At 71.6% G+C, this 23910-nt stretch carries 22 protein-coding genes and 1 pseudogene; 4 read left to right on the top strand and 19 right to left on the bottom strand.

What is annotated here, in order from left to right:
• Positions 1–66: 66 nt before the first annotated feature.
• From recO to leuA, 4 genes are all read right to left on the bottom strand, one after another.
• Positions 67–819 (bottom strand): DNA repair protein RecO, encoded by a 753-nt coding sequence (gene recO / locus ACZYRU_RS18820; RefSeq protein ID WP_488958618.1) that lies wholly within the window; start codon positions 817–819, stop codon positions 67–69.
• Positions 820–973: 154 nt separating this feature from the next.
• Positions 974–1573 carry a hypothetical protein gene (locus ACZYRU_RS18815; protein ID WP_488958617.1) on the bottom strand — a complete coding sequence of 200 codons (600 nt, stop codon included), beginning with the start codon at positions 1571–1573 and terminating at the stop codon, positions 974–976.
• Between the two features lie 41 nt (positions 1574–1614).
• Positions 1615–2487, bottom strand: coding sequence for an alpha/beta fold hydrolase (locus tag ACZYRU_RS18810; protein WP_488958616.1), 873 nt, complete (start codon positions 2485–2487; stop codon positions 1615–1617).
• Positions 2488–2492: 5 nt separating this feature from the next.
• Positions 2493–4250, bottom strand: coding sequence for a 2-isopropylmalate synthase (gene leuA, locus ACZYRU_RS18805; protein ID WP_488958615.1), 1758 nt, complete (start codon positions 4248–4250; stop codon positions 2493–2495).
• 158 nt (positions 4251–4408) lie between these two features.
• Here leuA and ACZYRU_RS18800 point away from each other — a divergent pair, with 158 nt between their 5' ends.
• The 3 genes from ACZYRU_RS18800 to ACZYRU_RS18790 are packed head-to-tail and all read left to right on the top strand — an operon-like array spanning position 4409 to position 6576.
• Positions 4409–4909: a flavodoxin family protein gene (locus tag ACZYRU_RS18800; RefSeq protein WP_488958614.1), complete on the top strand. Its 501-nt coding sequence runs from the start codon at positions 4409–4411 to the stop codon at positions 4907–4909.
• A 19-nt stretch (positions 4910–4928) separates the two neighbouring features.
• Positions 4929–5732: a septum formation family protein gene (locus tag ACZYRU_RS18795; protein WP_488958613.1), complete on the top strand. Its 804-nt coding sequence runs from the start codon at positions 4929–4931 to the stop codon at positions 5730–5732.
• Between the two features lie 4 nt (positions 5733–5736).
• Positions 5737–6576 (top strand): septum formation family protein, encoded by an 840-nt coding sequence (locus ACZYRU_RS18790; RefSeq protein ID WP_488958612.1) that lies wholly within the window; start codon positions 5737–5739, stop codon positions 6574–6576.
• Positions 6577–6976: 400 nt separating this feature from the next.
• Here ACZYRU_RS18790 and era read toward each other — a convergent pair whose 3' ends face one another.
• The 3 genes from era to ACZYRU_RS18775 form a co-directional block, all read right to left on the bottom strand.
• Positions 6977–7906: a GTPase Era gene (gene era, locus ACZYRU_RS18785; protein WP_488958661.1), complete on the bottom strand. Its 930-nt coding sequence runs from the start codon at positions 7904–7906 to the stop codon at positions 6977–6979.
• 140 nt (positions 7907–8046) lie between these two features.
• The gene (locus ACZYRU_RS18780; protein WP_488958611.1) at positions 8047–8832 is read right to left on the bottom strand and encodes a siderophore-interacting protein; all 786 of its coding nucleotides are present in this window, start codon (positions 8830–8832) and stop codon (positions 8047–8049) included.
• A 36-nt stretch (positions 8833–8868) separates the two neighbouring features.
• Positions 8869–9303 (bottom strand): DUF6916 family protein, encoded by a 435-nt coding sequence (locus ACZYRU_RS18775; protein ID WP_488958610.1) that lies wholly within the window; start codon positions 9301–9303, stop codon positions 8869–8871.
• A gap of 23 nt (positions 9304–9326) precedes the next feature.
• On the opposite strand from ACZYRU_RS18775, the gene ACZYRU_RS18770 reads away from it, so the two are divergent.
• Entirely contained in the window at positions 9327–9635 is a 309-nt protein-coding gene (locus ACZYRU_RS18770; protein ID WP_488958609.1) for a DUF6916 family protein, read from the top strand.
• A gap of 99 nt (positions 9636–9734) precedes the next feature.
• Here the strand turns inward: ACZYRU_RS18770 and ACZYRU_RS18765 are convergent.
• The 12 genes and pseudogenes from ACZYRU_RS18765 to ACZYRU_RS18710 form a co-directional block, all read right to left on the bottom strand.
• A pseudogene (locus ACZYRU_RS18765) lies at positions 9735–10148 on the bottom strand (GNAT family N-acetyltransferase); the annotation flags it as partial.
• Positions 10149–10155: 7 nt separating this feature from the next.
• Positions 10156–10677 carry a phage tail protein gene (locus ACZYRU_RS18760; protein WP_488958608.1) on the bottom strand — a complete coding sequence of 174 codons (522 nt, stop codon included), beginning with the start codon at positions 10675–10677 and terminating at the stop codon, positions 10156–10158.
• Positions 10678–10686: 9 nt separating this feature from the next.
• Positions 10687–11211 carry a phage tail protein gene (locus tag ACZYRU_RS18755; RefSeq protein ID WP_488958607.1) on the bottom strand — a complete coding sequence of 175 codons (525 nt, stop codon included), beginning with the start codon at positions 11209–11211 and terminating at the stop codon, positions 10687–10689.
• An 8-nt stretch (positions 11212–11219) separates the two neighbouring features.
• Positions 11220–11720 carry a phage tail protein gene (locus ACZYRU_RS18750; protein WP_488958606.1) on the bottom strand — a complete coding sequence of 167 codons (501 nt, stop codon included), beginning with the start codon at positions 11718–11720 and terminating at the stop codon, positions 11220–11222.
• 45 nt (positions 11721–11765) lie between these two features.
• Positions 11766–17060 (bottom strand): Ig-like domain-containing protein, encoded by a 5295-nt coding sequence (locus ACZYRU_RS18745; RefSeq protein WP_488958605.1) that lies wholly within the window; start codon positions 17058–17060, stop codon positions 11766–11768.
• Positions 17061–17210: 150 nt separating this feature from the next.
• Positions 17211–18518 (bottom strand): class I SAM-dependent methyltransferase, encoded by a 1308-nt coding sequence (locus tag ACZYRU_RS18740; RefSeq protein WP_488958604.1) that lies wholly within the window; start codon positions 18516–18518, stop codon positions 17211–17213.
• Positions 18515–19879, bottom strand: a complete 1365-nt coding sequence (locus ACZYRU_RS18735; RefSeq protein ID WP_488958603.1) for an FAD-binding oxidoreductase — start codon at positions 19877–19879, stop codon at positions 18515–18517. The genes ACZYRU_RS18740 and ACZYRU_RS18735 overlap by 4 nt, the downstream gene beginning before the upstream one ends.
• Before the next feature lie 89 nt (positions 19880–19968).
• The gene (locus ACZYRU_RS18730; RefSeq protein WP_488958602.1) at positions 19969–20577 is read right to left on the bottom strand and encodes a response regulator transcription factor; all 609 of its coding nucleotides are present in this window, start codon (positions 20575–20577) and stop codon (positions 19969–19971) included.
• Positions 20574–21683: a sensor histidine kinase gene (locus tag ACZYRU_RS18725; RefSeq protein ID WP_488958601.1), complete on the bottom strand. Its 1110-nt coding sequence runs from the start codon at positions 21681–21683 to the stop codon at positions 20574–20576. Before ACZYRU_RS18725 ends, ACZYRU_RS18730 begins: the two co-directional genes overlap by 4 nt.
• Before the next feature lie 26 nt (positions 21684–21709).
• Complete coding sequence (locus tag ACZYRU_RS18720) at positions 21710–22507, bottom strand: ABC transporter permease (protein ID WP_488958600.1); 798 nt, start codon at positions 22505–22507, stop codon at positions 21710–21712.
• On the bottom strand, positions 22504–23412 hold the full coding sequence (locus ACZYRU_RS18715) for an ABC transporter ATP-binding protein (RefSeq protein ID WP_488958599.1): 909 nt from the start codon (positions 23410–23412) through the stop codon (positions 22504–22506). The genes ACZYRU_RS18720 and ACZYRU_RS18715 overlap by 4 nt, the downstream gene beginning before the upstream one ends.
• A 100-nt stretch (positions 23413–23512) precedes the next feature.
• A complete protein-coding gene (locus ACZYRU_RS18710) occupies positions 23513–23866 on the bottom strand; it encodes a cytidine deaminase (protein WP_488958598.1) in 354 nt (117 codons plus the stop codon).
• Positions 23867–23910 lie beyond the last annotated feature (44 nt).

Here is a 23910-nt window from a genome sequence, read left to right as displayed (position 1 = left end):
TCTGTCAGGCGGCGAGATGTGGTCACACCAGTCCCACGCGTGTCCTGGGAGACGCAGTTCATGCGCTCAGCGCTCGACGTACGCCAACGACCGGAGGCCCCGCTCCAGCTGCCACTGAACGAACGCGGCGACCAGGCCGCTGGCCTCGCGGACGTGGCGCGGATCGGCGGCCTCGATGACCGACCAGTCGCCGGAGAGCAGGCCGCCGAGCAGGGTGAGGGTCTCGGGGGCGGGCGTGGCGGAGCCGGGGATCCGGCAGGTCGAGCAGAGCACGCCACCCATCGACGGGTTGAACCAGCGGTGGTGGCCGAGCTCGCCGGTCGCGGTGACCGGCGGACGGCCGCAGTGGGCGCAGTCGACGAAGGCCGGGGCGTAGCCGGCGATCGCGAGCGCGCGCAGCAGGTAGGAGTCGAGGACGTGGCACTGGTTGCGCGTCCCCGCCGCCATCGCGTTGAGCCCGCCGAGCAGCAGCGTGAACTGCTGGCGAGCGGGCTCCCGTTCCTCGACGACCAGCCGCTCGGCGGTCTCGAGCATCGCGGTGCCGGCGGTGTAGCGCTCGTAGTCGGCACCCAGCGGGGCGGCGTACGCGGCCCGGGTCTCGGCCTGGGTGATCGTGTCGAGGTTGCGGCCCTCGGCGAGCTGCAGGTCGACGTGGGTGAACGGCTCGAGGCGCGAGCCCCACCGCGACGTCGTACGGCGCACGCCCTTGGCGACCGCACGGACCACGCCGTGCTCGCGGGTCAGCAGCGTGACGATGCGGTCCGCCTCACCCAGCTTGCGGGTGCGCAGGACGATCGCCTCGTCGCGGTAGAGCGGCACGCCTCCATTGTGCGGCCTCACGCGTGACGAAGCCCGGCGCCACCCCGATCGCGGGCCCGGTCGTCGCGTCGTACCCGGCATCTGGGTCGCGGATCCGTCACTCCAGCGACCGAAATGCCGGGTGCGTTCCGTGCCGGACCCAGCAGGCTGCCGATCAGCCGCGGCGAACCTTCGGGGAGAGCACCTGCTGCTCCCAGCCGGTGTCGTCCATCCCGTCGTCCGCGAAGGTGCTGGAGTCGCCGTTCCAGTCGTAGACGGACACGTTGACCCGGACCCAGCGCGGGTTGTCGAGGCACGACCGCGGGATCCTGATGCTGACCATGCCGCCGCTGCGGTCGAAGACGCCGCGCAGACCGCCACAGCGCCGCACCGTCTCCTTGCGGCCGGGCTTGCGGACCAGGACGAGCGCACGCCCGCCCTCGGACAGCCAGATCGCACGGGCCTCGTACCTCACCCCCGGCGTCACGACGTGACCGACGGTGACCCAGCCATGACCGGCCGGCAGCGCGCGCATCACAGTCCGGATCCTGACCTGTCGCTTGGTGTGCTTGACCACGACGGAGTGGATGTCGCCCTCCGCGCGCTCAGGCGCCGGGGTGGATCCGGTGACGTCGTGGTCGAACAGCGCGAGGTCGAGGACATCGCCCGTCGCGTCGGTGTGGGACCACGTGTCCGCTGCGGCGACGCCGCCGGACGAGAGCAGGAGTGCGGCACTCAGGCCGATGATCGAGAGCAATCGGTGAAGGTTCCCCATGTCGGGACACTACGTCAGCGCCGACCGCTCCGCGGGAGCTTTCAGGACGATCGCGTACGACGCCCGCGCCGCGCCGGCCGCACGCACTCGAGCGCGAACCGGGTGACCACGAGGTCCAGCCGCTCGGGACGCCGCCGCCACTCGAGCGGCACCTCGGTCCGCTCGAGGACTGCGCCGGAGATCTCGCCGGCAACGGTCTCGGCGTCGCCGAGGGGGTGGAACGGGTCGGCGGTGCGGGCGAGGACCAACGTGGGCACCGTCAGCCCGGCGCGCTCGGCCGACGAGGGCGCGAAGCGACCGAAGAGGACGCCGTGGACGACCGCGGCGACCGGGCCGGGGCGGGTGTCGAGGGTCTCGAGCGCGAGCCGGACCCACTCGGGAGCCAGGCGGCGCGGGAGCGGTCGGGTGACCAGGCGCAGGGCGGTGAGGACGAAGGGCGCGAACCGGGCGGTGGTGAGGACCGGGGTCAGCACGGAGAGCTGGGCGCCGAGAGCGTTCTCGAGGACCGGGCCGTCGAGCAGCAGGCCGGCGACCCGCTCGGGGGCGCGGGCGGCGACCTCGAGGGCGACGTTCGCGCCGATCGAGCTGCCGCCGACGACGGCCCGCGCGGCGCCGACGTGGTCGAGCAGGGCCACGACCTGGTCGGCGAACGCGGTCACCGAGTAGGACAGCGGGTCGGCCGGCTTGTCGGAGCGGCCGTGGCCGAGCGGGTCGAGGACGAGGACGTGCAGCCCGCTGGAGGCGAGCATCCGGGCGGTGCGGTCGTGCACCCGCCGCGGCACCAGGAGCGGAGGGAGGAGCACGACCCAGGCGTCGCCGGCGCCGTACTCGGTGAACTCCAGTCGGTCGCGACCGCGCCGGCCCTCGACGAAGACCTGTCCGACCTGCTCGGAGGCCAGCGCGGCGCGACCCATGCCGGTCAGCCGATCGGCTCGACGGGAGCGGCCGGGATGGTGGTCGCCCGCGCGCGGTTGGCGGCGCAGACCACCGCACGGAGCGAGGCCGTGACGATGTTGTGGTGGATCCCGATGCCCCAGACGATCTCGCCGGCGATCTCGCACTCGACGTACGCCGCCGCGACGGCGTCGCCGCCCGCGGAGAGCGCGTGCTCGGCGTAGTCGAGGACCCGGATGTCGGCGCCCGCCTGTCGCATGCCGTCGACGAACGCGGCGACCGGGCCGTTGCCCATGCCGGTGAACGTCTGCTCCTCGCCGCGCACGGCGAGACGCACCTCCTGGCGGTCGTCACCGTCCTCGCTGGTCGCGGAGGAGAACGAGACCAGGTTGTACGGCGCCTCGCGGTCGAGGTACTCGTTGCGGAAGATCTGCCAGATGGCCTCCGGCGTGACCTCGCCGCCCTGGGCGTCGGTGTGCTGCTGGATCACACGGCTGAACTCGATCTGCGCGCGGCGCGGCAGGTCCAGGCTGTGCTCGGCCTTGAGGACGTACGCGACGCCGCCCTTGCCGGACTGGCTGTTGACCCGGATGACCGCCTCGTAGGTGCGGCCGACGTCCTTCGGGTCGATCGGCAGGTACGGCGCCTCCCACGGGATCTCGCCGACCGGCTTGCCCTGCTCGGCAGCGATCCGGTCGAGGTCCTCCAGGCCCTTCTTGATGGCGTCCTGGTGGGAGCCGGAGAAGGCGGTGTAGACGAGGTCGCCGGCGTACGGGTGGCGGGGGTGGACGGGCAGCTGCGTGCAGTACTCGACCGTGCGGCGGATCTCGTCGATGTCGGACAGGTCGACCTGCGGGTCGATGCCCTGGCTGAACAGGTTCATCGCCAGGGTGACCAGGTCGACGTTGCCGGTGCGCTCACCGTGGCCGAACAGGCAGCCCTCGACCCGGTCGGCACCGGCCATCAGCGCCAGCTCGGTCGCGGCGACCGCCGTACCGCGGTCGTTGTGGGGGTGCAGGCTGATGATCGAGTGGGCGCGACGGGTCAGGTGGCGCGCGAAGTACTCGATCTGGTCGGCGTACGTGTTCGGCGTCGACATCTCGACGGTCGCCGGCAGGTTGAGGATGATCTCGCGACCGGCCTCCGGCTGCCAGATGTCGGAGACCCGCTCGCAGACCTCGAGCGCGAAGTCGGTCGGGGTCTGGGTGAAGATCTCCGGGCTGTACTGGTAGCCGAAGTCGGTGCCCTCGAGCAGCTGGTCGGCGTACTTCATCACCCACTCGGTGCCGCGGGTCGCGATCGCGATGCACTCGGCCTCGGTGACGTTGAAGACGACGCGCTGGAACAGCGGCGCGGTGGCGTTGTAGAGGTGGACGGTCGCCTTGTCGGCGCCCTTCAGCGACTCGACGGTGCGCGCGATCAGGTCCTCGCGGGCCTGGGTCAGCACGGACACGCGTACGTCGTCGGGGATCCGGTCCTCCTCGACGAGCTGGCGCACGAAGTCGAAGTCGGTCTGGCTCGCGGCCGGGAACCCGATCTCGATCTCCTTGTAGCCCATCCGGACCAGGAGCTCGAACATCTTCATCTTGCGCGACGGGCTCATCGGGTCGATGAGCGCTTGGTTGCCGTCACGCAGGTCGGTGGACAGCCACCGCGGCGCGTGGGTGATCTTCTGGTCCGGCCAGGTGCGGTCCGGCACGGTCACGGGCTCGAAGGCCGTGTAGCGGTGGTACGGCATCCCGCTGGACTGCTGGGACGGGATGGTGACGCTCGGCTTGGTCATGACTTCCTCGGCTGTTTCGGGTTCTGAGATGGGCGCCGGGCGCGCGACTCACTCCGCAACGAGGGGTCCGGCTCTCAGACCTCGCTGCGGCCGCTAAGAAGGAGCGCTCGCGTCATGATTGGAGTCAGGGTAGCAGTCCCGCGCCCTAGGCTGGCGGGGTGCCTCGGCTGCTGATCGTCCACCACTCCCCCAGCCGCTCGATGCAGGCGCTGCTCGAGCAGGTCGTCGCTGGCGCCGGTGACGAGGAGGTGCAGGCGGCCGCGGCGGTGGAGGTCGTCGTACGGCCGGCGCTGGAGGCGACCGCGGACGACGTACTTGCGGCTGACGGGTACGTCCTCGGCACGACCGCCAACTTCGGCTACATGAGCGGCGCGCTCAAGCACTTCTTCGACTCGACCTTCCTCGCGGTCGGTGGTGCGCTCGACCCCACCGGCGCCCCGGCCGACGGGGCGGGGGCGACCGCGGGGCGGCCGTACGGACTGTGGCTGCACGGGCGCTACGACCTCACCGGCGCGGAGCGCTCGGTGCAGTCGATCGTGGGGGCGCTCGGCTGGCGTCAGGGGTACGACGTCCTCGGCGTCCTCGGCGACGTGGGCGACGCCGCGTTGGAGGCGGCCTACGCCCTGGGCGCTACGATCGCGGCACTCCTGACCGACTGACCACCGAGGGGCTGACCGCGTGCTGCACCGAGCCGTCGTGCTGATCGCGCTCGCGCTGCTGGCACCCGTCCTCGCCGCGTGCGGCGCCCAGGGCCAGGGCAGCAACACCGACGACGACCTGGTCGACTCGCTCGAGGTGCCGGCGAACGGCGTGTGCCGCTCGCTGACGCCCGAGGACGTCGCCCACCCCGCCAACGCGACCCGGACCGTCGCGTGCTCGAAGGAGCACACGGCCGAGACGTTCGCGACCGGCGAGCTGCCCTCGGAGTTCGACGACGCCGACTACGACGACAAGGACCTCGGCCGGTTCGCCTACACGACCTGCTCGACGGCCTTCGCGACGTTCGTCGCCGCGGACGAGAGCCTGGTGCTGCGCACGACGCTGAGCTGGGCGTGGTTCCGGCCCTCGGAGAAGGCGTGGGGCAAGGGCGCGCGCTGGTACCGCTGCGACGTGCTCGGTGGGAGCACCGCGAGCACGTCGTACCGGCCACTTCCGGAGACGGCGAAGGGCATGCTCGCCGGGCGGCCGCCGGACGTGTGGCTCAGCTGTGCGCGCGGCCCGTCGGTCGGCGAGGGCGAGAAGGTCCCGTGCTCGCAGAAGCACGACTGGCGCGCGGTGACGACCGTGAAGCTCGGGCAGCCTGAGGACGCCTACCCCGGCGACCGCGTGATGGAGAGCCGCACCGAGTCGTTCTGCTCGGGCTCGGTCAAGGCCTGGCTGAACTACCCCTCCGAGTTCGAGTACGGCTACACCTTCTTCCACAAGGCCGAGTGGGACGCCGGGATCCGACGCTCGGTGTGCTGGGCGAGGACGAGTGAGTGACCTGATGAGCAGCCGGACTCCCCTGGTTCGTCGTACCGGCGCCGTGGCCGCGGCGCTCCTCGCCCTGACCGGACTCGCCGCCTGCAGCAGCGGTGGCGACGACGACAGCAAGGCGCCGAAGCAGGAGCCGACGACGCAGACCACCGCGTCCGCGCCCGACCCCGGTCCCGCCTCCGGCGCTTGCTACTCCCTGCCGTACGACGCCGCCGTCGCGCCGACGTCCAAGGTCGAGGCGATCGACTGCGGCCAGGCGCACACCAGCGTCACCTTCGCGATCGGCGCCATCGACGCCGTCGTCGACGGCCACCTGCTCGCCGTCGACTCCGACCGCGTCCAGTCCCAGGTCTCCTCCGCCTGCCCCGCCCAGCTGCTGACGTACGTCGGCGGCACGCTGACGAACCTGCGGCTGAGCATGATCCGCTCGATCTGGTTCACCCCCACTGTCGAGCAGTCCGACGCGGGCGCCACCTGGTACCGCTGCGACGCCGTCGTCCTCGACGGCGCCTCCAAGCTCGCCGACCTCGACGGCGACCTCAAGGGGGTGCTGACCAAGGGCGTCCCGGACGCGTACGCCATGTGCGGTACCGCCGCCCCCGACGCCCCCGCCTTCGAGCGGGTCCGCTGCTCGGCCAAGCACTCCTGGCGTGCGATCGACGTCGTCGCCTTCCAGGAGGCCGACTACCCCGGCGCCAAGAAGGTGCAGGAGGCCGGACGGACGCGGTGCGAGGACGCTGCTGCGGAGGTCGCCAAGGATCCGCTCACGTTCAAGTGGGGCTACGAGTGGCCGACCAAGGAGCAGTGGGCCATGGGCCAGAAGTTCGGCCGCTGCTGGACTGCTGAGTGATCTTGGCGCTCGCTTCGCTCGCGCATGTCGGGCGCCCTTTTGACGCGTGGTCTTCCCGCGCTGCGCTCGCTCGTTCCTCGCTCGCTCCGCTCAGTCCAGACCACGCGGGGCGCCCGACGAGATTCCGCTGAATGCCGTGCGTGCGCGCATGACATTCAGCGGCTTCCTTTCGTCGCGCCGCCCGCCGTTTCTGGACGGAGGAGCGCGCGACCGAGGAACGAGGGAGCGCGCGGGGGAGGAAGAAACGGCGTTGGCAGGCGGCGCGACATGCGTGAGCGAAGCGAGCGCCAAACCAACACCGTGAGTCGCTCACGCAGCGCATCAATCCCGCACCCGACTCGCTCCCCGCCACTTTCTGCCGGGTCGACGGGATTCCCGAGCCAGTTTCTGCCGGGTCGCGCTAGAAACCGAGCTTGCGCAGTTGCCGCGGGTCCCGCTGCCAGTCCTTGGCGATCTTGACATGCAGGTCCAGGTAGACCGGGGTGCCCAGGAGCGCCTCGATCTGCTGGCGGGCGGCGGTGCCGACCTCGCGCAGGCGGGCGCCCTTCTTGCCGATCACGATGCCCTTCTGGGAGTCGCGCTCGACGTACAGGTTGGCGTGGATGTCGAGCAGCGGCTTGTCGTCGGGGCGGCCCTCGCGCAGGCCCATCTCCTCGACGACGACGGCGATGGAGTGCGGGAGCTCGTCGCGTACGCCGTCGAGGGCGGCCTCGCGGATCAGCTCGGCGGCGAGGATCTCCTCGGGGGCGTCGGTGAGGTCGCCGTCGGGGTAGAGCGGCGGGCCCTCGGGCATCAGGCCGACCAGCAGGTTGCCGAGCAGGTCGATCTGGTCGCCGCCGACCGAGGAGACGGGGACGATCTCGGCCCACTCGGTGCCCGTCTCGCGGCCGAGCTCGGCGATGTCGAGGAGGTGCTCGCCGATCCGGTCCGCGGTGACGAGGTCGGTCTTGGTGGCGACGGCGATCTTGACAGTACGACGCACCTTGGCGAGCTCGTTGACGAGGAACTTGTCGCCGGGACCGATCTTCTCGTCGGACGGGAAGCAGACCGCCACGACGTCGACCTCGGCCCAGGTGGTCTTCACCAGGTCGTTGAGGCGCTCGCCGAGCAGGGTCCGGGGGCGGTGCAGGCCGGGGGTGTCGACGAGGACCAGCTGGCCGTCGGGGCGGTGCACGATGCCGCGCACCACGGTGCGGGTGGTCTGCGGCTTGTCGGAGGTGATCACGATCTTCTGGCCGACCAGGGCGTTGGTCAGCGTGGACTTGCCGACGTTGGGTCGCCCGACGAAGCAGGCGAAGCCGCTGCGGTAGCCCTCCGGGACGTCGCCCATCCCGAACACCGGCGCGGCCGGCGGCGGCAGCGCGCCGAAGTCCTCGTCGAACTCGTCCTCGTCGTCGTCCTCGAGCTCGTCGTCATCGAGGTCCTCGTCGAGCTCTGTGTCGACATCGTCCTCGAAGTCCTTCTCGTCGTTCACTGCTCGGCTCCTACCTGCGCGGCGTCGTAGTCGGCCCAGATCTCCTCGTCGGACTTCCCTGCGGCCTTGCCGGCCCGCCAGATCGGGCCGGGGTCGACGGCGCGGGGCTGGCGCTTCGCGACCGAGCGCCAGTAGCCCATGACGTCGTAGTGGGTGCTCGGGAGCTTGCGCTCCCGCATCAGGTGCTTGCGGATCGCGCGCATCTGCGCGGACTCCCCCGCCATCCAGAAGTAGCCGTCGCCCTCGGGCCAGTCGATCCCCTCGACGACCTCGGCCAGCCGGCTCTCGTCGCCCAGCTCCAGCCAGCTGACCTCGACAGCCGAGGGGAAGTAGCCCTCGATCCGCGAGTCGGCCGGCACCTCGGCGTGGATCCGCACCGGCAGCCGGTCGCCGTGCTCGGCGGCGATCCGGGCCATGGCCGGCAGCGCGGTGAGGTCGCCCACCAGGAGCAGCCACTGCGCGTCGTCGGGCGGCAGGAAGGACCCCTTGGCCTCCGTGAGCACGACCTGATGGCCGACCACGTCTCCTGAGCGCCCGGAGGCCCACTCGGTGACCAGGCCGATGTCGTGGACGACGACGTCGAGCACCATCTGCCCGGCCTCGAACGAGCGCACCGTGTAGTAGCGGCTCTGGAACTGGCCGGGCACGACCAGGCCGACCCACTCGTCGGCGATCCCGGTCGAGGCGAAGCCGGGGACGTCGAGCGTCAGCCGCACGAGGTGCGGGGTGACCTGCTCACGGCCGCGGACCGTGGCGTCGTACTGCTGGGCCCGGGTGCTCACCCACCAAGGCTAGTGGTCAGCGGGCGCGACACCCACTCAGCGGTTGTTGACCGTGGCCCGGTAGCGCCGGCGCGAGGAGTCGGTGGGGACGAGGAACAGCGAGGTACGCCGGAACGAGCGGCGCCTCAGGGAGTACGTCCCCTGCTCGGGGCCCGGCCGCTTCGTGGTGAAGGTGAGCTCGAAGCTGCGGTTCGATCCCTTGGTCACGAGCGGGATGTTGGAGACGTCGACCAGCTTCATCTTCAGCCGGACGCCCGGCCCGGTCACCGTGAAGCGCGCCTTGCGATGCTTCGTGAACCGCTTGCGTCGGTACAGCTTCGCGTCCCGCGTGATCGCGCGCTCGGCGACCTCGGACGGGCCGACCACCAGGTCCGGTACGGCGACCGCCGGCGGCAGCGTGATGCCGACGGCGGCCACGGCGACGCCGGTGGCGGCCGCCCCGAGGGCGGTACGGCGGGTCAGCTCGGTCATCGACGCTCTCCTAGGCTGGCTGCATGACTGCGTGGTTGGACTTCGACGACTTCTCCGGCCTGGTGGGCGAGCCCTTCACGACCGTGGTCACGGACGACGCCGAGGTCACCCTCGTGCTCGCGGAGGCCACGCTCGGCGCGGAGCTGGGTGGCCGCGGCCCGGACGGCACCCCGCGACGGCAGTTCTCCCTGGTCTTCTCCGGACCCGCGCACCCGGCACTCGGCCAGGGCACCCGCGAGCTCAGCCACGCCGGTCTCGGCGCGGTCGCGCTCTTCCTGGTCCCCGTCGGTGGCGACGCCGACGGCATCCGCTACCAGGCCGTCTTCGCCTGAGCCCGGACCCGTCGGTCCGGCCCGCCACTCGAGGAGACGGCGGATCCCCCGGTCCTCGACCTGCCGGAATCCGAGCCGCTCGTAGAGCCCGCTCGCGCGGTGGCCGATCTCGACGTGCAGGCTGACGGTACGGCGCTGGGCCGCGGCCCGGTCGGTCACGGCACGCACCAGCGCGCTGCCGATCCCCTGCCCCTGGAAGGCCGGCAGGAGGGCGATGTCGACGATCCGGATGTCGTCCTCACGCTCGGACCGCTCGGAGAGGTACAGCCGACCGGCCGGCCGGCCGTCGACCTCCACGACGTCGAAGGACCCCTGCGGGTGGGCAGCCCGGTACTGCCGGTCCTGGAGCTCGAACTGCATCCGCTCGAAGGCCTCGCGCTGCCCCGGCTGCCAGGTCGCCCCGTCCAGCTCGGCGGCCCGGCCGGCGGCGTACACCGCGACGAGGAGCTCGATGTCTGCTGCCGTCGCGGGCCGCAGCCGCACGCTGCGACCCTCCACGATCAGGGCGGTCATCGCGGGCTCATCCGCGCGCAGGGAACACGCCCTGGAGCGCGATGCAGAAGTTGAGCGTCAGGTAGGGCTGCATGTTGTTGTGGGGCAGCGACCCGCCGGCGACCGACAGTGCCGAGAACGCGAGGTACTCGTTCGACGACGCTTGGTAGAGCGTGCCGCCCGAGGACAGCGCGAACGACGCGTTCGGGTTCGGCGTGCTGGTGTCGGCGAGGTCGGCCGTGTCGGCGCGCAGCGTGTGGGTGTGCGCGGGGATCTCGGACTGCAGCAGGGTCACCGTCTCGGAGCCGGACGCCTCGCCGAGGAACCGCTCGGAGAGCCCGGGCCCCTGCCCCTGGTTCAACGGCGCGGAGCCCTGCAGGTTCGGCAGCGCGAAGGTCGACTTCCCGTCGCCGCCGTAGAACGTGCCGAGCAGCGAGAAGAGGGCGGTGTTCTGCGAGATCGGCATCAGCTGTCCGTCGCAGAACGCCCACCCGCGGGGCGCGAAGTTGAAGGGGAAGATGCGGATCTCCGCAACGAAGGGGTCGGCCATGGTCCGTCCTCAGGTCTGGCTCGGGAAGATGCCGAACAGGGAGATGATGAAGCTCACGCAGAGGAACGGCTGCATGTTCTCGTGCGGCTGGGACCCGCCCACCGGGTCGATCGCACTCGGCGCGAAGCTGCCGTTCGGGGCCTCGTTGGTGAACGGGACGACGTTGAGCGACATCGCGGGCAGGTTGCCGGCCGGGGACACCTGGTTGCCCGGCTGGCCGTCCACCGCCGTCAGCGCGTGCGTGTGGGACGGGATCTGCTGGCTGCTGAGGGTCACCGACTCGGCTCCGCCGGTCTCGCCGATCTGGTAGGTCGTCCCGGACGCGGTGCTGGTGCCCATGTGGATCGGGATGCGGCTCTGCAGGTTGGGCAGCGCGAAGGTCTCCTGGCCGTCGCCGCCGTACGTCGTGCCGATCAGCTGGAACAAAGTCTCGTTCTCGCTGATGGGCATCAGCGCTCCGTTGCAGAACGCCCACCCGACCGGGGCGAAGGTGCCCCCGAACATTCGGATCTCGCCGACATAGGGTTGTGCCACGGTTTCTCCTAGGTCTGGCTCGGGAAGATGCCCTGGAGCGCGATGCAGAAGCTCACGGTCAGGAACGGTTGACGGTTCTCGTGCGCCTGGCCGCCGCCGAGGGACGTGACGGATCCCGGGTGCAGGGTCGTCGACGCCGGGCCCGACCGGTAGGCGTTGTTGGCGCCGCCCAGGAAGGCGCCGGCCGGGCTGACGGTGCCACCGGTCGCGGCGGTCGAGACCCGGACCGCGTGGGTGTGGGCCGGGAGCTCGTTCGCGGTCACCGTGTGGAAGTCCTGGCCGCCGGCCTGCCCCATCGTGAACCCGTTGCCCATGTGGATCGGCACGCGGCCGCGCAGGTCGGGCAGGGCGAAGGTGGTCTGGCCGTTGCCGCCGTAGGTGGTGCCGAGCAGCGAGAACAGGCCCTGGTTCTGGTTGATCGGCAGGAACTGGCCGTTGCACAGCGCCCAGCCCTTGGGCGGGAAGTTGAACGACATCAGCCGGATCTCGGAGAGGAAGGGCTCAGCCACGGGGCCTCCTGGCGGTCGTGGAGCGGACGGGGTACGGGCGGCGGCTCATGGGACCGCCGGGGCGGGGCAGGACGCGACGTTGACGAAGCCGGCACCGGTCGGCACGTTGTTGCTGGCGAGCGCGAGCGGCCCGTTGAGCGGGTTGTTGGCCACCAGGAAGGTCTGCACCGCGGTGTTGTCCCCCGCAGCCCCGGCGTAGCCCGGGAGCTGGACGGTGGTCGCCTGGCGCTGCCGGAGCCGGATGTCGTACGACGACGCGGGGCCTGCCTGGTCGAACCCGCTCGCCGCGATGTCGTTGGTCCGGATGTCAGCGCACGCGGTGAAGCTGTCGCCGATCTGGGTGCCGATGTTGTAGTGGATTCCGTTCTTCGGGATCGCCAGCGTGCCGACCGTGGTGCCGGGCCCGGCCACGACGTTGCGCAGCACGGTGGTGTTCAGGAAGCCCGACTCGACGCCGGCCCCGCCGCCGGCCAGCACCTCGATACCGAAGTTGTTGTACTGATGGATCGCGTTGTCGGTGACCGACCAGGTCGACACTCCGCCGCCCATCTGCTGGAGCTTGAGCGCCGAGCCCTCGGCCGAGCCCGAGTTGGCCACACCGCTCACTCCGATGGTGTTGTTCTTGAACACACCCTGCTGGACGGCGTTGCCGACGCGCTTGACGACCAGCACGCCGGGCCCGACGGCATCGCGGAAGGTGTTGTTCTCGAGGTCCATCGTCGCGTCGCCGCCGGTGCCGCTCTGGAAGATCGACACGCCGCCCCCGCCGGTGGCGATCGCCGGGTGGCTGTTGGCGAAGGTGTTGCCGGTGACCGTCAGGGACGACGCCGCGGTACCGCTCAGGTCGACGCCGAGCAGGTCGCCCTCGGCGCTGCTGAACGTGTTGGCGGTGATCGTCGCGTCCACCGCGCCCGCGCCCGGTTCGGTGATGATCGACAGGGCGTCGTTCGCGGTGAGCGCGCCGTTCGCACCGAAGGTGACGTGGTCGACGGTCAGGTTGACCGAGCCGCTGGAGTTGTCGACACGCAGGCCGTCCTCGACCCCGCCGCTGACGTGGCTGTTGGTGACCGACACGGCGCCCGTGGCGTTCTGGAGCAGGATCGCCGAGTCGTCGTACGGCGTGGCGCCGTTGGTGCCGTTGGTCCCGTTGACCACGCTGTTGGCGAGCGTCAGGCCGGAGACGCCGGACCCGCGGACGGCGTAGTTGCTGTGGTCGTGGATCCACATCCGGGTCAGCGACGGCGCCCTGGTGTTGGTCAGGACGACGCCGGCACCGTCGGGGCTGGTGCTCGAGCTGTCGGCGCCGGTGCTGCCGCTGATCGTGCCACCGGTGCAGCCGCTGGTGTCGGCCGCGGTGCACGTACCGCCGGTGCCGGTGACGGTGAGCGATCCGCTGTTGCCGGTGTCGGCGAGCAGGATGCCCCCCGCGCCGCCGGTCGAGTCGATCCGCGCGAAGGTCAGGCCGGTGGCGTCGATGCCGGTTGCGGTGATCCACAGCGCACGACCGGCACCCGAGCTGATCGTGTTCCCGTTGCCGGTCACCGCGATCGTGCCGCTGGAGGCGGCCCGGATGCCGTCGCCGCTGGTCGTGGTCAGCGCGAGGCCACCACCGGTGATGCTGAGCGTGTGGCCGGCGCCGGAGGTCATCGACACGGCGGTGCTCGCGCCGGTGGTGAACGTCTTGGCGGCGCCGCTCAGCACGGTGGTGCCACCGGTGTTGCTGCTGAACGCGATGCCGCCGCCGGCGTCGACGCCGTCGGTGAGCGAGCCGCTGAGCGTGATGGTGCCACCCGAGCGGCCGGTCACCTCGAGGGTGCCGCCCGTCCCGTCGGTGATCGGGCCGGGGTAGGTGATCGCGCCGCTGCCGCCGTTGACGTCGAACGCCATGACCTGGGCCCCGGAGACGGATCCGCTGGTGGCGCCGAACGTGCCGGTGCCGAGGCCGTCGAGGTTGATGCCCTTGGTGGCGCTGCCTGTCGAGGTCACCTCGCCGAAGGAGAGGGTGGAGCCGGGCGCGGTGGTCGCATCGACCGCCGGGCCGCCCTTGGTGCGCACGTCGGTGGTCTGCACGGTGACGGCGCCGGTGCCCTGCAGCAGCAGGCCTGCGGCCCCGCCCGACCCGGATGTCGCGGTGTTGTCGATGACCACGTCCTGGAGCGAGAAGGCACCGGTGGTGCTCACCAGCGAGACGGCGGCCCTGGTGCCGGCGGTGGCGGTGTCGACGACGCGCAGGTTCCGCAGGACGCCGCCCGCGTCACCGGCCGCACCGGCGATGCCGCTGCTGGTCCCGGAGGGATCGATCGTCAGGCCAGCGACCGTGTTGCCGGCAGCGAGGGTGACCACGTCGGTCCCGCTCGCCGTGAGCTGGGGCCGCTGACCGGCGACGCCGGAGCTGAGGGTCACACCGCCGACCACCAGGTCCTCGGCCTCGCCGAGGAGACGCTGATCCGTCTTGAGGACGATCCCGGCGCCGTACCCGGTGCTGGTGCCGTCGCCGGCGTCGACGTAGATGGTCTGGTCGACGCCCGAGGCCGTCTGGGCCTGGGCCAGGGTGTCGAAGGGCGCGGTCGAGGTGCCGCCGTTCCCGGGGCCGTTGTTGGCGACGTACCAGACACAGCCGCTCACCGGGACCGTCACCGTGCCGGTGCCGGTGGCCGCGCCGCCGGGGTCGTTGTCGGTGACCTGGTAGCTGAAGCTGTCGCTGGCGATGCAGCCGACCGGTGGCGTGTAGACGAAGTCGCCGTCGGCCTGCAGGGTGACCGATCCGCCCTGGCTCGTGCTGACGGTGGCCGCGACGACCGTGACGGCGCCCGGCGTCTCGGCGTCGTCCGCGCCGGACAGCACGTCCGCGGTCGTGGTCTTGCGGGGTCCGGTCGCGGTGGGTACGCCGTCGGTCGGGTCGTCGACGACCAGGACGGTGTTGCCGACGGCGGCCGCCGCGGCGCTCAGGGTGAGCGGAGCAACTGTCGGGGCGTCGTTGACGCAGGTGACGGTCACGGACACCGTCGCCGTGGAGTTGCCGGTGATCGTGTAGGTGAAGGTGTCCGCCGTCCCGCCCGGCTCGGTGTTGCAGTAGTCCGGGTCGGGCGTGTAGCCGACCGTGGACCCGTTGGTGGTCGTGGTCCCGTTGGCCGGCTGGGTGACGGACAGGATCTGCGGCGAGTCGTCGCCGATCTGGTCGTTGACCATCACCGTGAGCGGACCGGCCTGGTCCTCGTTGATCGTCACGGCGTCGTCGACGGCGACCGACGGGTCCACCACGCAGGTGACCGTCATGGCGACCGAGGCGGTCGTGCCACCGGTGATCGTGTAGGTGAAGGTGTCGGCCGTCCCGCCCGGCTGGGAGTTGCAGTAGTTCGCCGCGGGCGCATAGGTCAGCCCGGTGCCGCCGCCCGTGATCACCACGGCGCCGTGGACCGGCTGGGTCACGGCGGTGACCGACAGGGTGAGGCCGTCGGGGTTGAGGTCGTTGGCCAGGACGGGAACGGAGGTCGCGCCGCTGTCCTCGCTCACCGTGGCGGTGTCGGCGACAGCGGTCGCCGCGTCCGCCACGCAGGTGACGGTGACCGCGACGGTCGCGGAGTCCCCGCCCGGCGTCAGCGAGTACGTGAACGTGTCCGCCGCTCCCCCGGGCCCGCTGTTGCAGTAGTTCGCGGACGGCGTGTAGGTCAGCCCAGTGCCACCCCCGACGAGGGCGACCGTGCCGTTCGTGGGCTGCGTGACGGACCCGATGACGAACGAGTCGCCGTCGGCGTCGCTGTCGTTGTCGAGCACGAGGAACGGGGTCGCGCCGGAGTCCTCCAGCACCGTCTCGTCGTCGTCGACGGCCACCGGCGGGTCGTCGACGCAGGTGACCGTCATCGCCACCGAGGCGGTCGTGCCGCCGGTGATCGTGTAGGTGAAGGTGTCCGGTACGCCGCCGAGGGCCGTGGTGCAGTAGTCGGCCACGGGCCGGTAGGTCAGGCCCGAACCGCCACCGGTGATCGCGACGGTGCCGTGGTCGGGCTGCGTCACCGACACGACGTCCTTGTCGCCGCCGTCGACGTCGGTGTCGTTGGCCAGGACACCGACGGCGGTCGCCGACGCGTCCTCGCTGACGGTGGCGGTGTCCGCGACGGCCACCGGCGCGTCGTCGACGCAGGTCACCTGCACCGAGACGGTTGCCGTGGCACCGCCGGGCGTCAGCGTGTAGGTGAACGTGTCCGGGGAGGTACCCGGCGGGTCGGTGCAGAAGTCGGCATCCGGCTGGTACGTCAGGCCGGTCCCGCCGCCGGTGATGACGACCGTGCCGTCGCCCGGCTGGTTCACGGACGCGATGGCGAGCTGGTCGCCGTCGACGTCGCCGTCGTTGCCGAAAACGTTCACAGGGGTGGCCGGGGCGTCCTCACCGACCGTCGTGACATCGTCGACGGCCGTCGGGTCGTCGGGCTGGCAGGTGATGTCGACCGTGACCCGGCCGACGTCCGTGCGGCCGGTGCCGTCGCCCACGGTGTAGTCGAACCTCCCGGCGCCGGCGCCGCAGAGATCGGCGTGGGGCGTGAACCGGATGACGCCGCCCGTCAGCGCCACCGTGCCGCCGACGGGTGTGGCGACCGAGGTCACCGCCAGCGGATCGCCGTCGGGGTCGGTGTCGTTCGCGACCGGGCTGCCGGCACCGCCCACGGGCAGCTCGAGGACGGTGTCCTCGTCGGTCACCACGGTGTCGTCCACGGCGACGGGCGCACCGGGCACCGTCGGCGGCACCGGTGGGGTGGCGTCGTCGTTGCAGCTGCGGCCCAGGTGGTCGTCGGCCGAGCCCACGGAGGTGTCGGTGCCACGGCCGCAGCCGAGGTCATCAGCGCCCGGACCGCCGTCGAGCCGGTCGTCGCCGCGGCCGCCGTACAGGGCGTCGGCTCCGGATCCGCCCCGGAGGTCGTCGCCACCGGGGCCACCGTGCAGCTGGTCGTCGCCGGCCTCGCCGCGGAGACTGTCGTCGCCGGTGCCGCCGTACAGCTGGTCCGAGCCGCTGCCACCGCGCAGGACGTCGTCGCCGCTGCTCCCCCAGATGAGGTCGTCGCCCGCACCGCCGTCGATCACGTCGTCGCCGGGCCCGCCGCTGATGGCGTCGTCACCGCCGCCGCCGGAGATGTGGTCGTCCCCGCCCAGGCCGCAGATGACGTCGCGCCCGGAGGTGCCCACCAGCACGTCGGAGCCCGGGGTGCCCGCGATCGTGCAGGCGCTGCGAGCCGGGATGCCCGGGGCGACTGCCGTGGCCGGGAGGGCCGAGGCGATCAGGAGCGCCCCCGCTCCGACCCAGCTCGCCGCCGCCACTGCACGCGTCGTCACACGACCGATCGTCATGACCGTCCCCAAGCTGTGTTGTCGTCCAGTGCGCACGACGCAGCACCGCCCCCAGGGCGACGAGTCTGGCACCCCGGGACCGATGCCGGGCGGGAATGCGACGACCCGGGACCAAGGTCCCGGGTCGTCGGAGGTGCTCGGCGCAGAGGGTCAGAACTCGTGACGCAGCGGGTAGCCGCTCACCCCGTCGTCGCTGCGCGTCGCCAGCACGTGGTGGAGCTGGATCTCGTTGCGCTCGAAGGCGATCCGGGAGCCGGCCATGTAGAGGCCCCACACCCGGGCGGTGCCCTCGTCGGTCTCGGCGACGCAGGCGTCCCAGTTGTCGGCGAGGTTCTGGCACCACCCGGCGAGGGTCTTCGCGTAGTGGTCGCGGAAGTTCTCGTGGTGCTGCACCTCGAGGCCCGCGTTCTCGACCGCAGCGACGATCGTGCCGGACCCGGCGAGCTCACCGTCGGGGAAGACGTAGCGGTCGATGAAGGCACCGGTACGACGATCGATGTTGTCGTGGCGCGTGATGCAGTGGTTCAGCATCCTGCCCTGCGGCTTCAGCTTGTCGCGCATGAACGAGAAGTACGCCGGGTAGTTGGCGATGCCGATGTGCTCGGTCAGTCCGATCGAGCTGACGGCGTCGAAGTCGCCCTCCTCGACCTTGCGGTAGTCGGAGTGGCGCACCTCGGCGAGGTCGTCGAGCCCCTGCTTCTTGATCTCCTCCTGGGCCCAGGTGGCCTGCTCACGCGACAGCGTCACCCCGAGGACCTTGACGCCGTAGTGCTTCGCGGCGTGGCGGACCATGCCACCCCAGCCGCAGCCGATGTCGAGCAGGCGCTGGCCCGGCTGCAGGCCGAGCTTGCGGCAGACCAGGTCGTACTTGTGGGCCTGCGCCTCCTCGAGGGTGGCGTCGTCGGTCGGGTACACCGCGCAGGTGTAGGTCATCGACGGGCCGAGGACGTGCTCGTAGAAGGTGTTCGAGACGTCGTAGTGGTGGTGGATCGCGTCGGCGTCGCGATCCTCGGAGTGGCGGCCCCACCACTGCAGCGAGCGCAGGCCCTCGAGCCGGTTGCGCCAGGCCGGCAGGTGCTCCTGCGGCGGGGGCGGCGGCGGGACCAGGTGGCTCAGGCCGAGCGAGCGCAGGATGCCGACCAGCTCGAGCGGGCCGGGGACACCGAAGTCGGTGTGGTCCTTGAGCAGCGAGAACGCGGGGTACGGGTCGCCGGGGTGGGCGCCGTGCAGGACCAGGTCTCCGGCGACGTACGCACGGGCGAGGCCGAGGTCGCCGGGCGCGGTCATGATGTAGGAGAGGCCGCGCTCGTTGACCAGCTCCATGCCGAACGGAAGGTCGAGGTCTCCCGCGGAGGAGCCGTCGTACGCCTTGAGCCAGAGGGGCAGGCCGCCCGGGAAGAGGGATGCGATCGTGGGAGCAATGCCCTTGCCTGTCGGGGCACTCGTCGGGGCCGTCATCGGCTTCTCACCGCCTTGTCGTAGAGGGTCGTCAGTCGGTCGTCGGGATCGTGGACGCGCTTGACCGCCGCGAGGCGGTCGGTGTTGTAGAGCGCGTCGAAGGTCGCCTTGTCGTAGTAGGCGTCGGAGTAGAGCGACTTGTGGCCGCCGAGCTCGTGGACCTTGGCCTCGATCGCCCGGTTGCGCGGGCCGTCGACGGCCTCGGGGCCGACGTGGACGGTGCCCCAGAAGCCCACGTTGACGTAGACCTTGCCGGTCTCGAGCGGGTAGAGCGGCCAGGGCCGGGTGGTCGCGAGCGGGCACAGCCAGACCGGCCGCATCCCGACCTCCTCGTCGAACCAGGCGAGGAACTCGCCGAGCCGCTCGACGGGGACCTCGATGTCCTGCACCACCCGCTCGCGCAGCGGGCGTCCGGCGCGGCGGTCCAGCCTGTCGGCGATGCCGAAGCGCCGGTCGAGGTGGAGCATCCGCATGTAGACGTCGGAGCGGCGGTAGCGCCGCGGCCAGAACCGTCGGATCCGCGGGTTCTGCGCACCGAACGCACCCGAGCACCAGAACCAGTCGGTGTCCCAGCGCCACAGGTAGTCGTGGAAGGTGAGCCGGTCGCGGTCGCAGGTCTGCAGCGAGCGGTAGAAGATCTGCTGCCCGGCGTAGTCGGACGTCGGGCCGGGCTCCTCGGTCCAGCGCGCCAGGGTGAGGACGTGCTCGCCCGGGCCGAAGGAGACGCCGTCGAGGCCGTGGACCGGCTCGCCGTCGTGCTCCCCGGTGGCGGCGATCTCGGCGATCGTCTTGGCGAGCAGGTCGGCGTCGTCGATGCGGACGTGGCGCAGGGCGACGTACGGCGGCACCTTCGCCAGCTTGATCCGCAGCCGCGTCGCGTAGCCGAGCGAGCCGTAGGAGTTGGGGAAGGCGTCGAAGAGGGCGTCGCCGGGTCGGGTGGTGACGACCTTCCCGCTGCCGGTGAAGACGTCCATCTCCAGCACCGACTCGTGCGGCAGGCCGAGCCGGAAGCTGGTCGACTCGATGCCGAGGCCGGTCACGGCGCCGCCGAGGGTGATCGTGCGCAGCTGCGGGACGACGTACGGGACCAGTCCGTGGGGCAGCGTCGCGTCGACCAGGTCCTCGTAGGTGCACATGCCCTGGACCTCGGCGACGGGACCGTCGGGACTGTCGGGCAGCACCTCGATGACCCCGGCGAGGCCGCTGACGTCGAGGCCCGGCGCGGAGGTGGCCGCGCGGGCGCGGAACAGGTTGGTGGTGCGCTTCGCGAGCCGGACCGGCTGGCCGGCGGGGATGGCGGCGTAGGAGTCGGAGAGCCGTTGGACAGCCCGCGCGTGCTCTCCCCAAGAGCGGTTTGCCATGGTTCGAAAATACTCCTGTCCGCCGACATCCGGCAGCCGGGTGGTTGACCTCACTCAACCAGTGGCGCCTTGTAGGGGCCAAGTGCTTTTCAGAGCCAGCCATTCCCGACCGCGACCAGAACCGCCTCGGTGCGGTTCCTCGCACCGGTCTTGCCGATCGCCGCCGAGAGGTGGTTGCGCACGGTGCCCTCGGAGAGGAAGAGCTCGGCCGCGATCACCGCTACGGAGGCACCGTCGCGCGCCGCGCGCAGCACGTCGGTCTCCCTCGCGGTCAGGGGCGACTCCCCTGTCAGCAGCGAGTCGGTGGCCAGCGCCGGGTCGACGACGCGCAGGCCCTGGTGGATGCGCCGTACCGCGTCCGCGAGCTGGGGCGCCGGGGTGTCCTTGACGACGAACCCCGAGGCACCGGCCTGCAGGGCACGTCGCAGGTACCCGGGGCGGCCGAAGGTCGTGACGATGAGGACGCGGGTACCGGGGCTCGCCTCGCGCACCGCCGCGCAGGCGGCGATCCCGTCCATGCCGGGCATCTCGACGTCGAGCAGGGCGACGTCGGGCGTGTGCTCGGCCGCGGCGGTGACGGCGTCCTCCCCCGTGCCGACCTCAGCGACGACCTCGAGGTCGGGCTCGAGTCCGAGCAGGGCGGACAGGGCGCCGCGGACCAGTGCCTGGTCGTCGGCGAGCAGCAGCCTGATGCTCATTCGACGACCACCGCCAGCGACCAGCCGGGATCGAGCCGGGTCGTGACCAGCCGGGCGCCGAGTGCCGTCGCCCGTTCCTGTAGGCCGGTGAGCCCCGAACCCCGCACAGGTACGGCGTCCGGCCCGGTCCCGTCGTCGCGCACCTCCGCGCGGTCCGGGGCGAGCAGCACCTCGCAGCGGTGGGCGCCGGAGTGCCGCACCACGTTGGTCACGCCCTCGCGCACCGTCCACGCGAACAGCTCGCGCAGCTCGCTGGGAACCTCGTCGGTGCTGTTGGGGAGGCGGGCCTCGATCTGGGCGGCCTCGAGCGCGGTCCGGGCCCGGGCGAGCTCGCCGGGCAGGGTCAGCTCGCGATAGCCCTCGACCGCCCGTCGTACGTCGGCCAGGGCGTCGCGGCTCAACCGTTCGAGGTCGGTGATCTCCTGGCGGGCACGCTCGGGATCCGCGTCGAAGAGCCGCCCGGCGAGCTCGGCCTTGATCGTGATGACGGTCAGGGAGTGGCCCAGGATGTCGTGCAGGTCGCGAGCCAGGCGGTTGCGCTCGCTCTCCGCGGCGAGCTCGGCGTTGGTGGCATGGGCCCGGATCAGCTCGATGTTGCGGTTCATCATCGACCGCACGCCGAAGACCGCGATCGACGCCGCCACGACCGAGAACGCCAACCAGGTGTTGTGCTCCCAGCCGGGGACGACCAGGCCGAGGACGAGGACGGTCGCGGTCAGCGCCAGCACCAGGGGCAGGAAGATCCGCGCGGGGTAGAGCATCACGAAGGTCACCGCGAGGTAGACCACGCTCGCCGTACCGACCTGGCCGAGGGTCGCGACCATGACCACCGCGAGACCGCCGAGGCCGACCGTCCAGGCGACCCGGGCGCGGACCGGCGGGGCCATCGCGAGCCGAGCCCGGCCGGTGCGCAGCGTGATCCACAGGCCGAGGTAGCTGGCCGCGAACAGGACCGTGGCGACCAGGCCGGCCCAGGCGTGTGGTGCGGGCAGCTCGCTCCACGCGGTGCGCAGCGGGTCGATGAGGAAGGTCAGCCAGACGGCGGCGAACAGCGGCCCCCACCTCCCGAGCGGACGCTGCAGGGGGTTGGGTGCCGCTGTCTCCATGTCGGTCACGCTAGTGGTCACCTCCGTCAGACGCGTGCCGTGTCCTTGCTCATCCGCCACGCCGCACCGGCCACGAAGACCGCGAACCAGGCGACCGCGTTGACGACGGCGTACCAGGGCAGCTCGTGGGTGAGCGGCCAGCGGGCGATCTCGGCGACCCCGTACATGGGGGTCCAGTAGGCGATCTGTCGGACCGTCTCCGCATAGTTGTCGAGCGGGACGAAGACACCACCGAGGAAGGAGAGGAGGGCGAGGCCGGGACCGAGGATCTGCATGGCGTTCTCGCCGGGGACGACGTAGCCGATGAAGACGCCGAGGGCGGCGAAGGTCAGGGTGCAGAAGAGCGTGACGACGGCGCACTCGATCCAGACGTGGGTCGGCATCTGCGCGTTGCCCTGGAGGATGCCCACGACGTTGACCGCGGCGATGGCGAGACCGCCCATGACCAGCGCGACGAGGGCCTTCATCAGGATGTAGACGACCGGGTTGAGCGGGGTGAGGCGCAGCTGGCGCGACCAGCCGAGGGAACGCTCGAGGGCGACCATCGAGCCGCCGGCGGCTGCGGTGAGGGCGGAGCCGTAGAGCGCCATCGAGGCGAGGATGTACGCCGCGACGTTGCCGTCCCCCACCTTGTCCTGCCAGCCGTGCTGGCCACCGAAGGCGAGGAACATCGCGCCGGGGAAGAGCAGCGTGAAGATGATGGTGCGGCGGTTGCGCAGCATCCGGCGCAGCTCGATGCGCAGCACGGTGGTGTTGAACCCGCCCAGCGGCGGGACCCGGCGGGTGGTCGGGTCGATGGTCGCGGTGGTGGCGCTCGTGCTCATGCGTTGTCTCCTGTCAGGCTGAGGAAGGCCTCTTCGATGCCCTGGGCGGTGATCTCGACGTCGCGGGCGTCGGTCTCCGTCAACAGGTAGCGGGCCACGGAGTCGCTGTCCTTGGCGTGGACGGTCACCGACTCGCCGCGCAGGTCGACGTGGTCGACACCGCCCAGCGCGGTGATCGCGGCGACGGCCGCCTCGTCCGCGCCCGGCAGCCAGGCCCGGATGGTGCGGCCCGAGGCGAGCGCGCGGATCTGCGGACCGGTGCCGTCGGCGACGACCCGGCCCTTGCTGATGAGGACGATCCGGTCGGCGTACTGGTCGGCCTCCTCGAGGTAGTGGGTCGCGAACATGACGGTGCGACCGGTGGCGGCATCCGCGCGGATCGCGCTCCAGAAGGAGCGCCGGCCCTCGACGTCCATGCCCGTCGTCGGCTCGTCGAGGAGCAGCAGTGCCGGGTCGGAGAGCAGCGCCATCGCGAACCGGAGCCGCTGCTGCTCGCCGCCCGAGCACTTCCCGACCCGCCGGTCGGCGATGCCGGTGATCCCGGCACGCTCGAGCACCTCGTCGACCGGACGGGTGTCGGCGAACAGGCTGGCCGTGTAGGCCACCGTCTCGCGGACCGTGAGGTCCTTGAGCAGGCCGCCGGTCTGCATCACGGCCGACACCAGGCCGCGGGCGATCGCCTTGCGCGGCTCGAGGCCGAGCACCTCGACGGTGCCGGTGGTGGGTCGGCTCAGGCCGAGCACCATGTCGATGGTCGTGGTCTTGCCCGCCCCGTTCGGTCCGAGGAAGGCCACGATCTCGCCCGGGTGCAGCTCGAGGTCGATGCCCCGCACCGCCTGCACCTGGCCGAACTCCTTGGTCACCCCGGCCAGCCGGACCGCCAGCAGGTTCGTGGTCGTCGTCATGTCCCCAGCCTCGTCGGCGGCGGGGCCCGGCGCCTCTGGCAGGCGTCACGACCCGGGCATGACATCTGTCATGCCCGCGCTCGTCGGCGGCTGGGCGGGATCAGCCCTGGGTGGCGGTGGCGGTGGCGGAGATGGTGCCGCGGGCGTCGCCGAGGTGGACGACGACGCCGCTCGCGCCCGCGAAGTCCGTGAGGACGGCTGCGTCGGGCTCGGTGAGGTCCTGCGCGTCGCCGAGCACGACGCACGCGTCGACACCCGTCGAGCCCGAGGCGACGGCCATGGCGACGACGGCCTGGACCGCGGTCAGCCGCAGGGAGGGCAGGTCGACCGTGGCGGCGGCGTAGGTGCGGCCGTCGGTGTCGCGGACGGCGGCGCCCTCCGCGGCCCGGATGCGGGCCCGGGTCGCGCGGGCGAGGGTGACGAGCTTCTGGTCCTCGGTGGAGAGGTCGGGCATGGGGACGATCCTCCCAGAGCCCGACCTCCCCGTTCCGGTCAGGT

The sequence above is a fragment of the Nocardioides sp. F233 genome, assembly GCF_057813895.1.
Note: the sequence above shows the minus strand (reverse complement) of the source record. Positions and strands in the feature narration are given on the sequence as shown.

Coding starts and splice junctions, on each gene's coding strand:
- ACZYRU_RS18815 (WP_488958617.1), bottom strand. CDS start 1,573: ATGGGGAACCTTCACCGATTGCTCTCGATCATCGGCCTGAGTGCCGCA.
- ACZYRU_RS18810 (WP_488958616.1), bottom strand. CDS start 2,487: ATGGGTCGCGCCGCGCTGGCCTCCGAGCAGGTCGGACAGGTCTTCGTC.
- leuA (WP_488958615.1), bottom strand. CDS start 4,250: ATGACCAAGCCGAGCGTCACCATCCCGTCCCAGCAGTCCAGCGGGATG.
- ACZYRU_RS18790 (WP_488958612.1), top strand. CDS start 5,737: ATGAGCAGCCGGACTCCCCTGGTTCGTCGTACCGGCGCCGTGGCCGCG.
- era (WP_488958661.1), bottom strand. CDS start 7,906: ATGGGCGACGTCCCGGAGGGCTACCGCAGCGGCTTCGCCTGCTTCGTC.
- ACZYRU_RS18775 (WP_488958610.1), bottom strand. CDS start 9,303: ATGACCGAGCTGACCCGCCGTACCGCCCTCGGGGCGGCCGCCACCGGC.
- ACZYRU_RS18770 (WP_488958609.1), top strand. CDS start 9,327: ATGACTGCGTGGTTGGACTTCGACGACTTCTCCGGCCTGGTGGGCGAG.
- ACZYRU_RS18760 (WP_488958608.1), bottom strand. CDS start 10,677: ATGGCCGACCCCTTCGTTGCGGAGATCCGCATCTTCCCCTTCAACTTC.
- ACZYRU_RS18745 (WP_488958605.1), bottom strand. CDS start 17,060: ATGACGATCGGTCGTGTGACGACGCGTGCAGTGGCGGCGGCGAGCTGG.
- ACZYRU_RS18740 (WP_488958604.1), bottom strand. CDS start 18,518: ATGACGGCCCCGACGAGTGCCCCGACAGGCAAGGGCATTGCTCCCACG.
- ACZYRU_RS18735 (WP_488958603.1), bottom strand. CDS start 19,879: ATGGCAAACCGCTCTTGGGGAGAGCACGCGCGGGCTGTCCAACGGCTC.
- ACZYRU_RS18730 (WP_488958602.1), bottom strand. CDS start 20,577: ATGAGCATCAGGCTGCTGCTCGCCGACGACCAGGCACTGGTCCGCGGC.
- ACZYRU_RS18725 (WP_488958601.1), bottom strand. CDS start 21,683: ATGGAGACAGCGGCACCCAACCCCCTGCAGCGTCCGCTCGGGAGGTGG.
- ACZYRU_RS18720 (WP_488958600.1), bottom strand. CDS start 22,507: ATGAGCACGAGCGCCACCACCGCGACCATCGACCCGACCACCCGCCGG.
- ACZYRU_RS18715 (WP_488958599.1), bottom strand. CDS start 23,412: ATGACGACGACCACGAACCTGCTGGCGGTCCGGCTGGCCGGGGTGACC.
- ACZYRU_RS18710 (WP_488958598.1), bottom strand. CDS start 23,866: ATGCCCGACCTCTCCACCGAGGACCAGAAGCTCGTCACCCTCGCCCGC.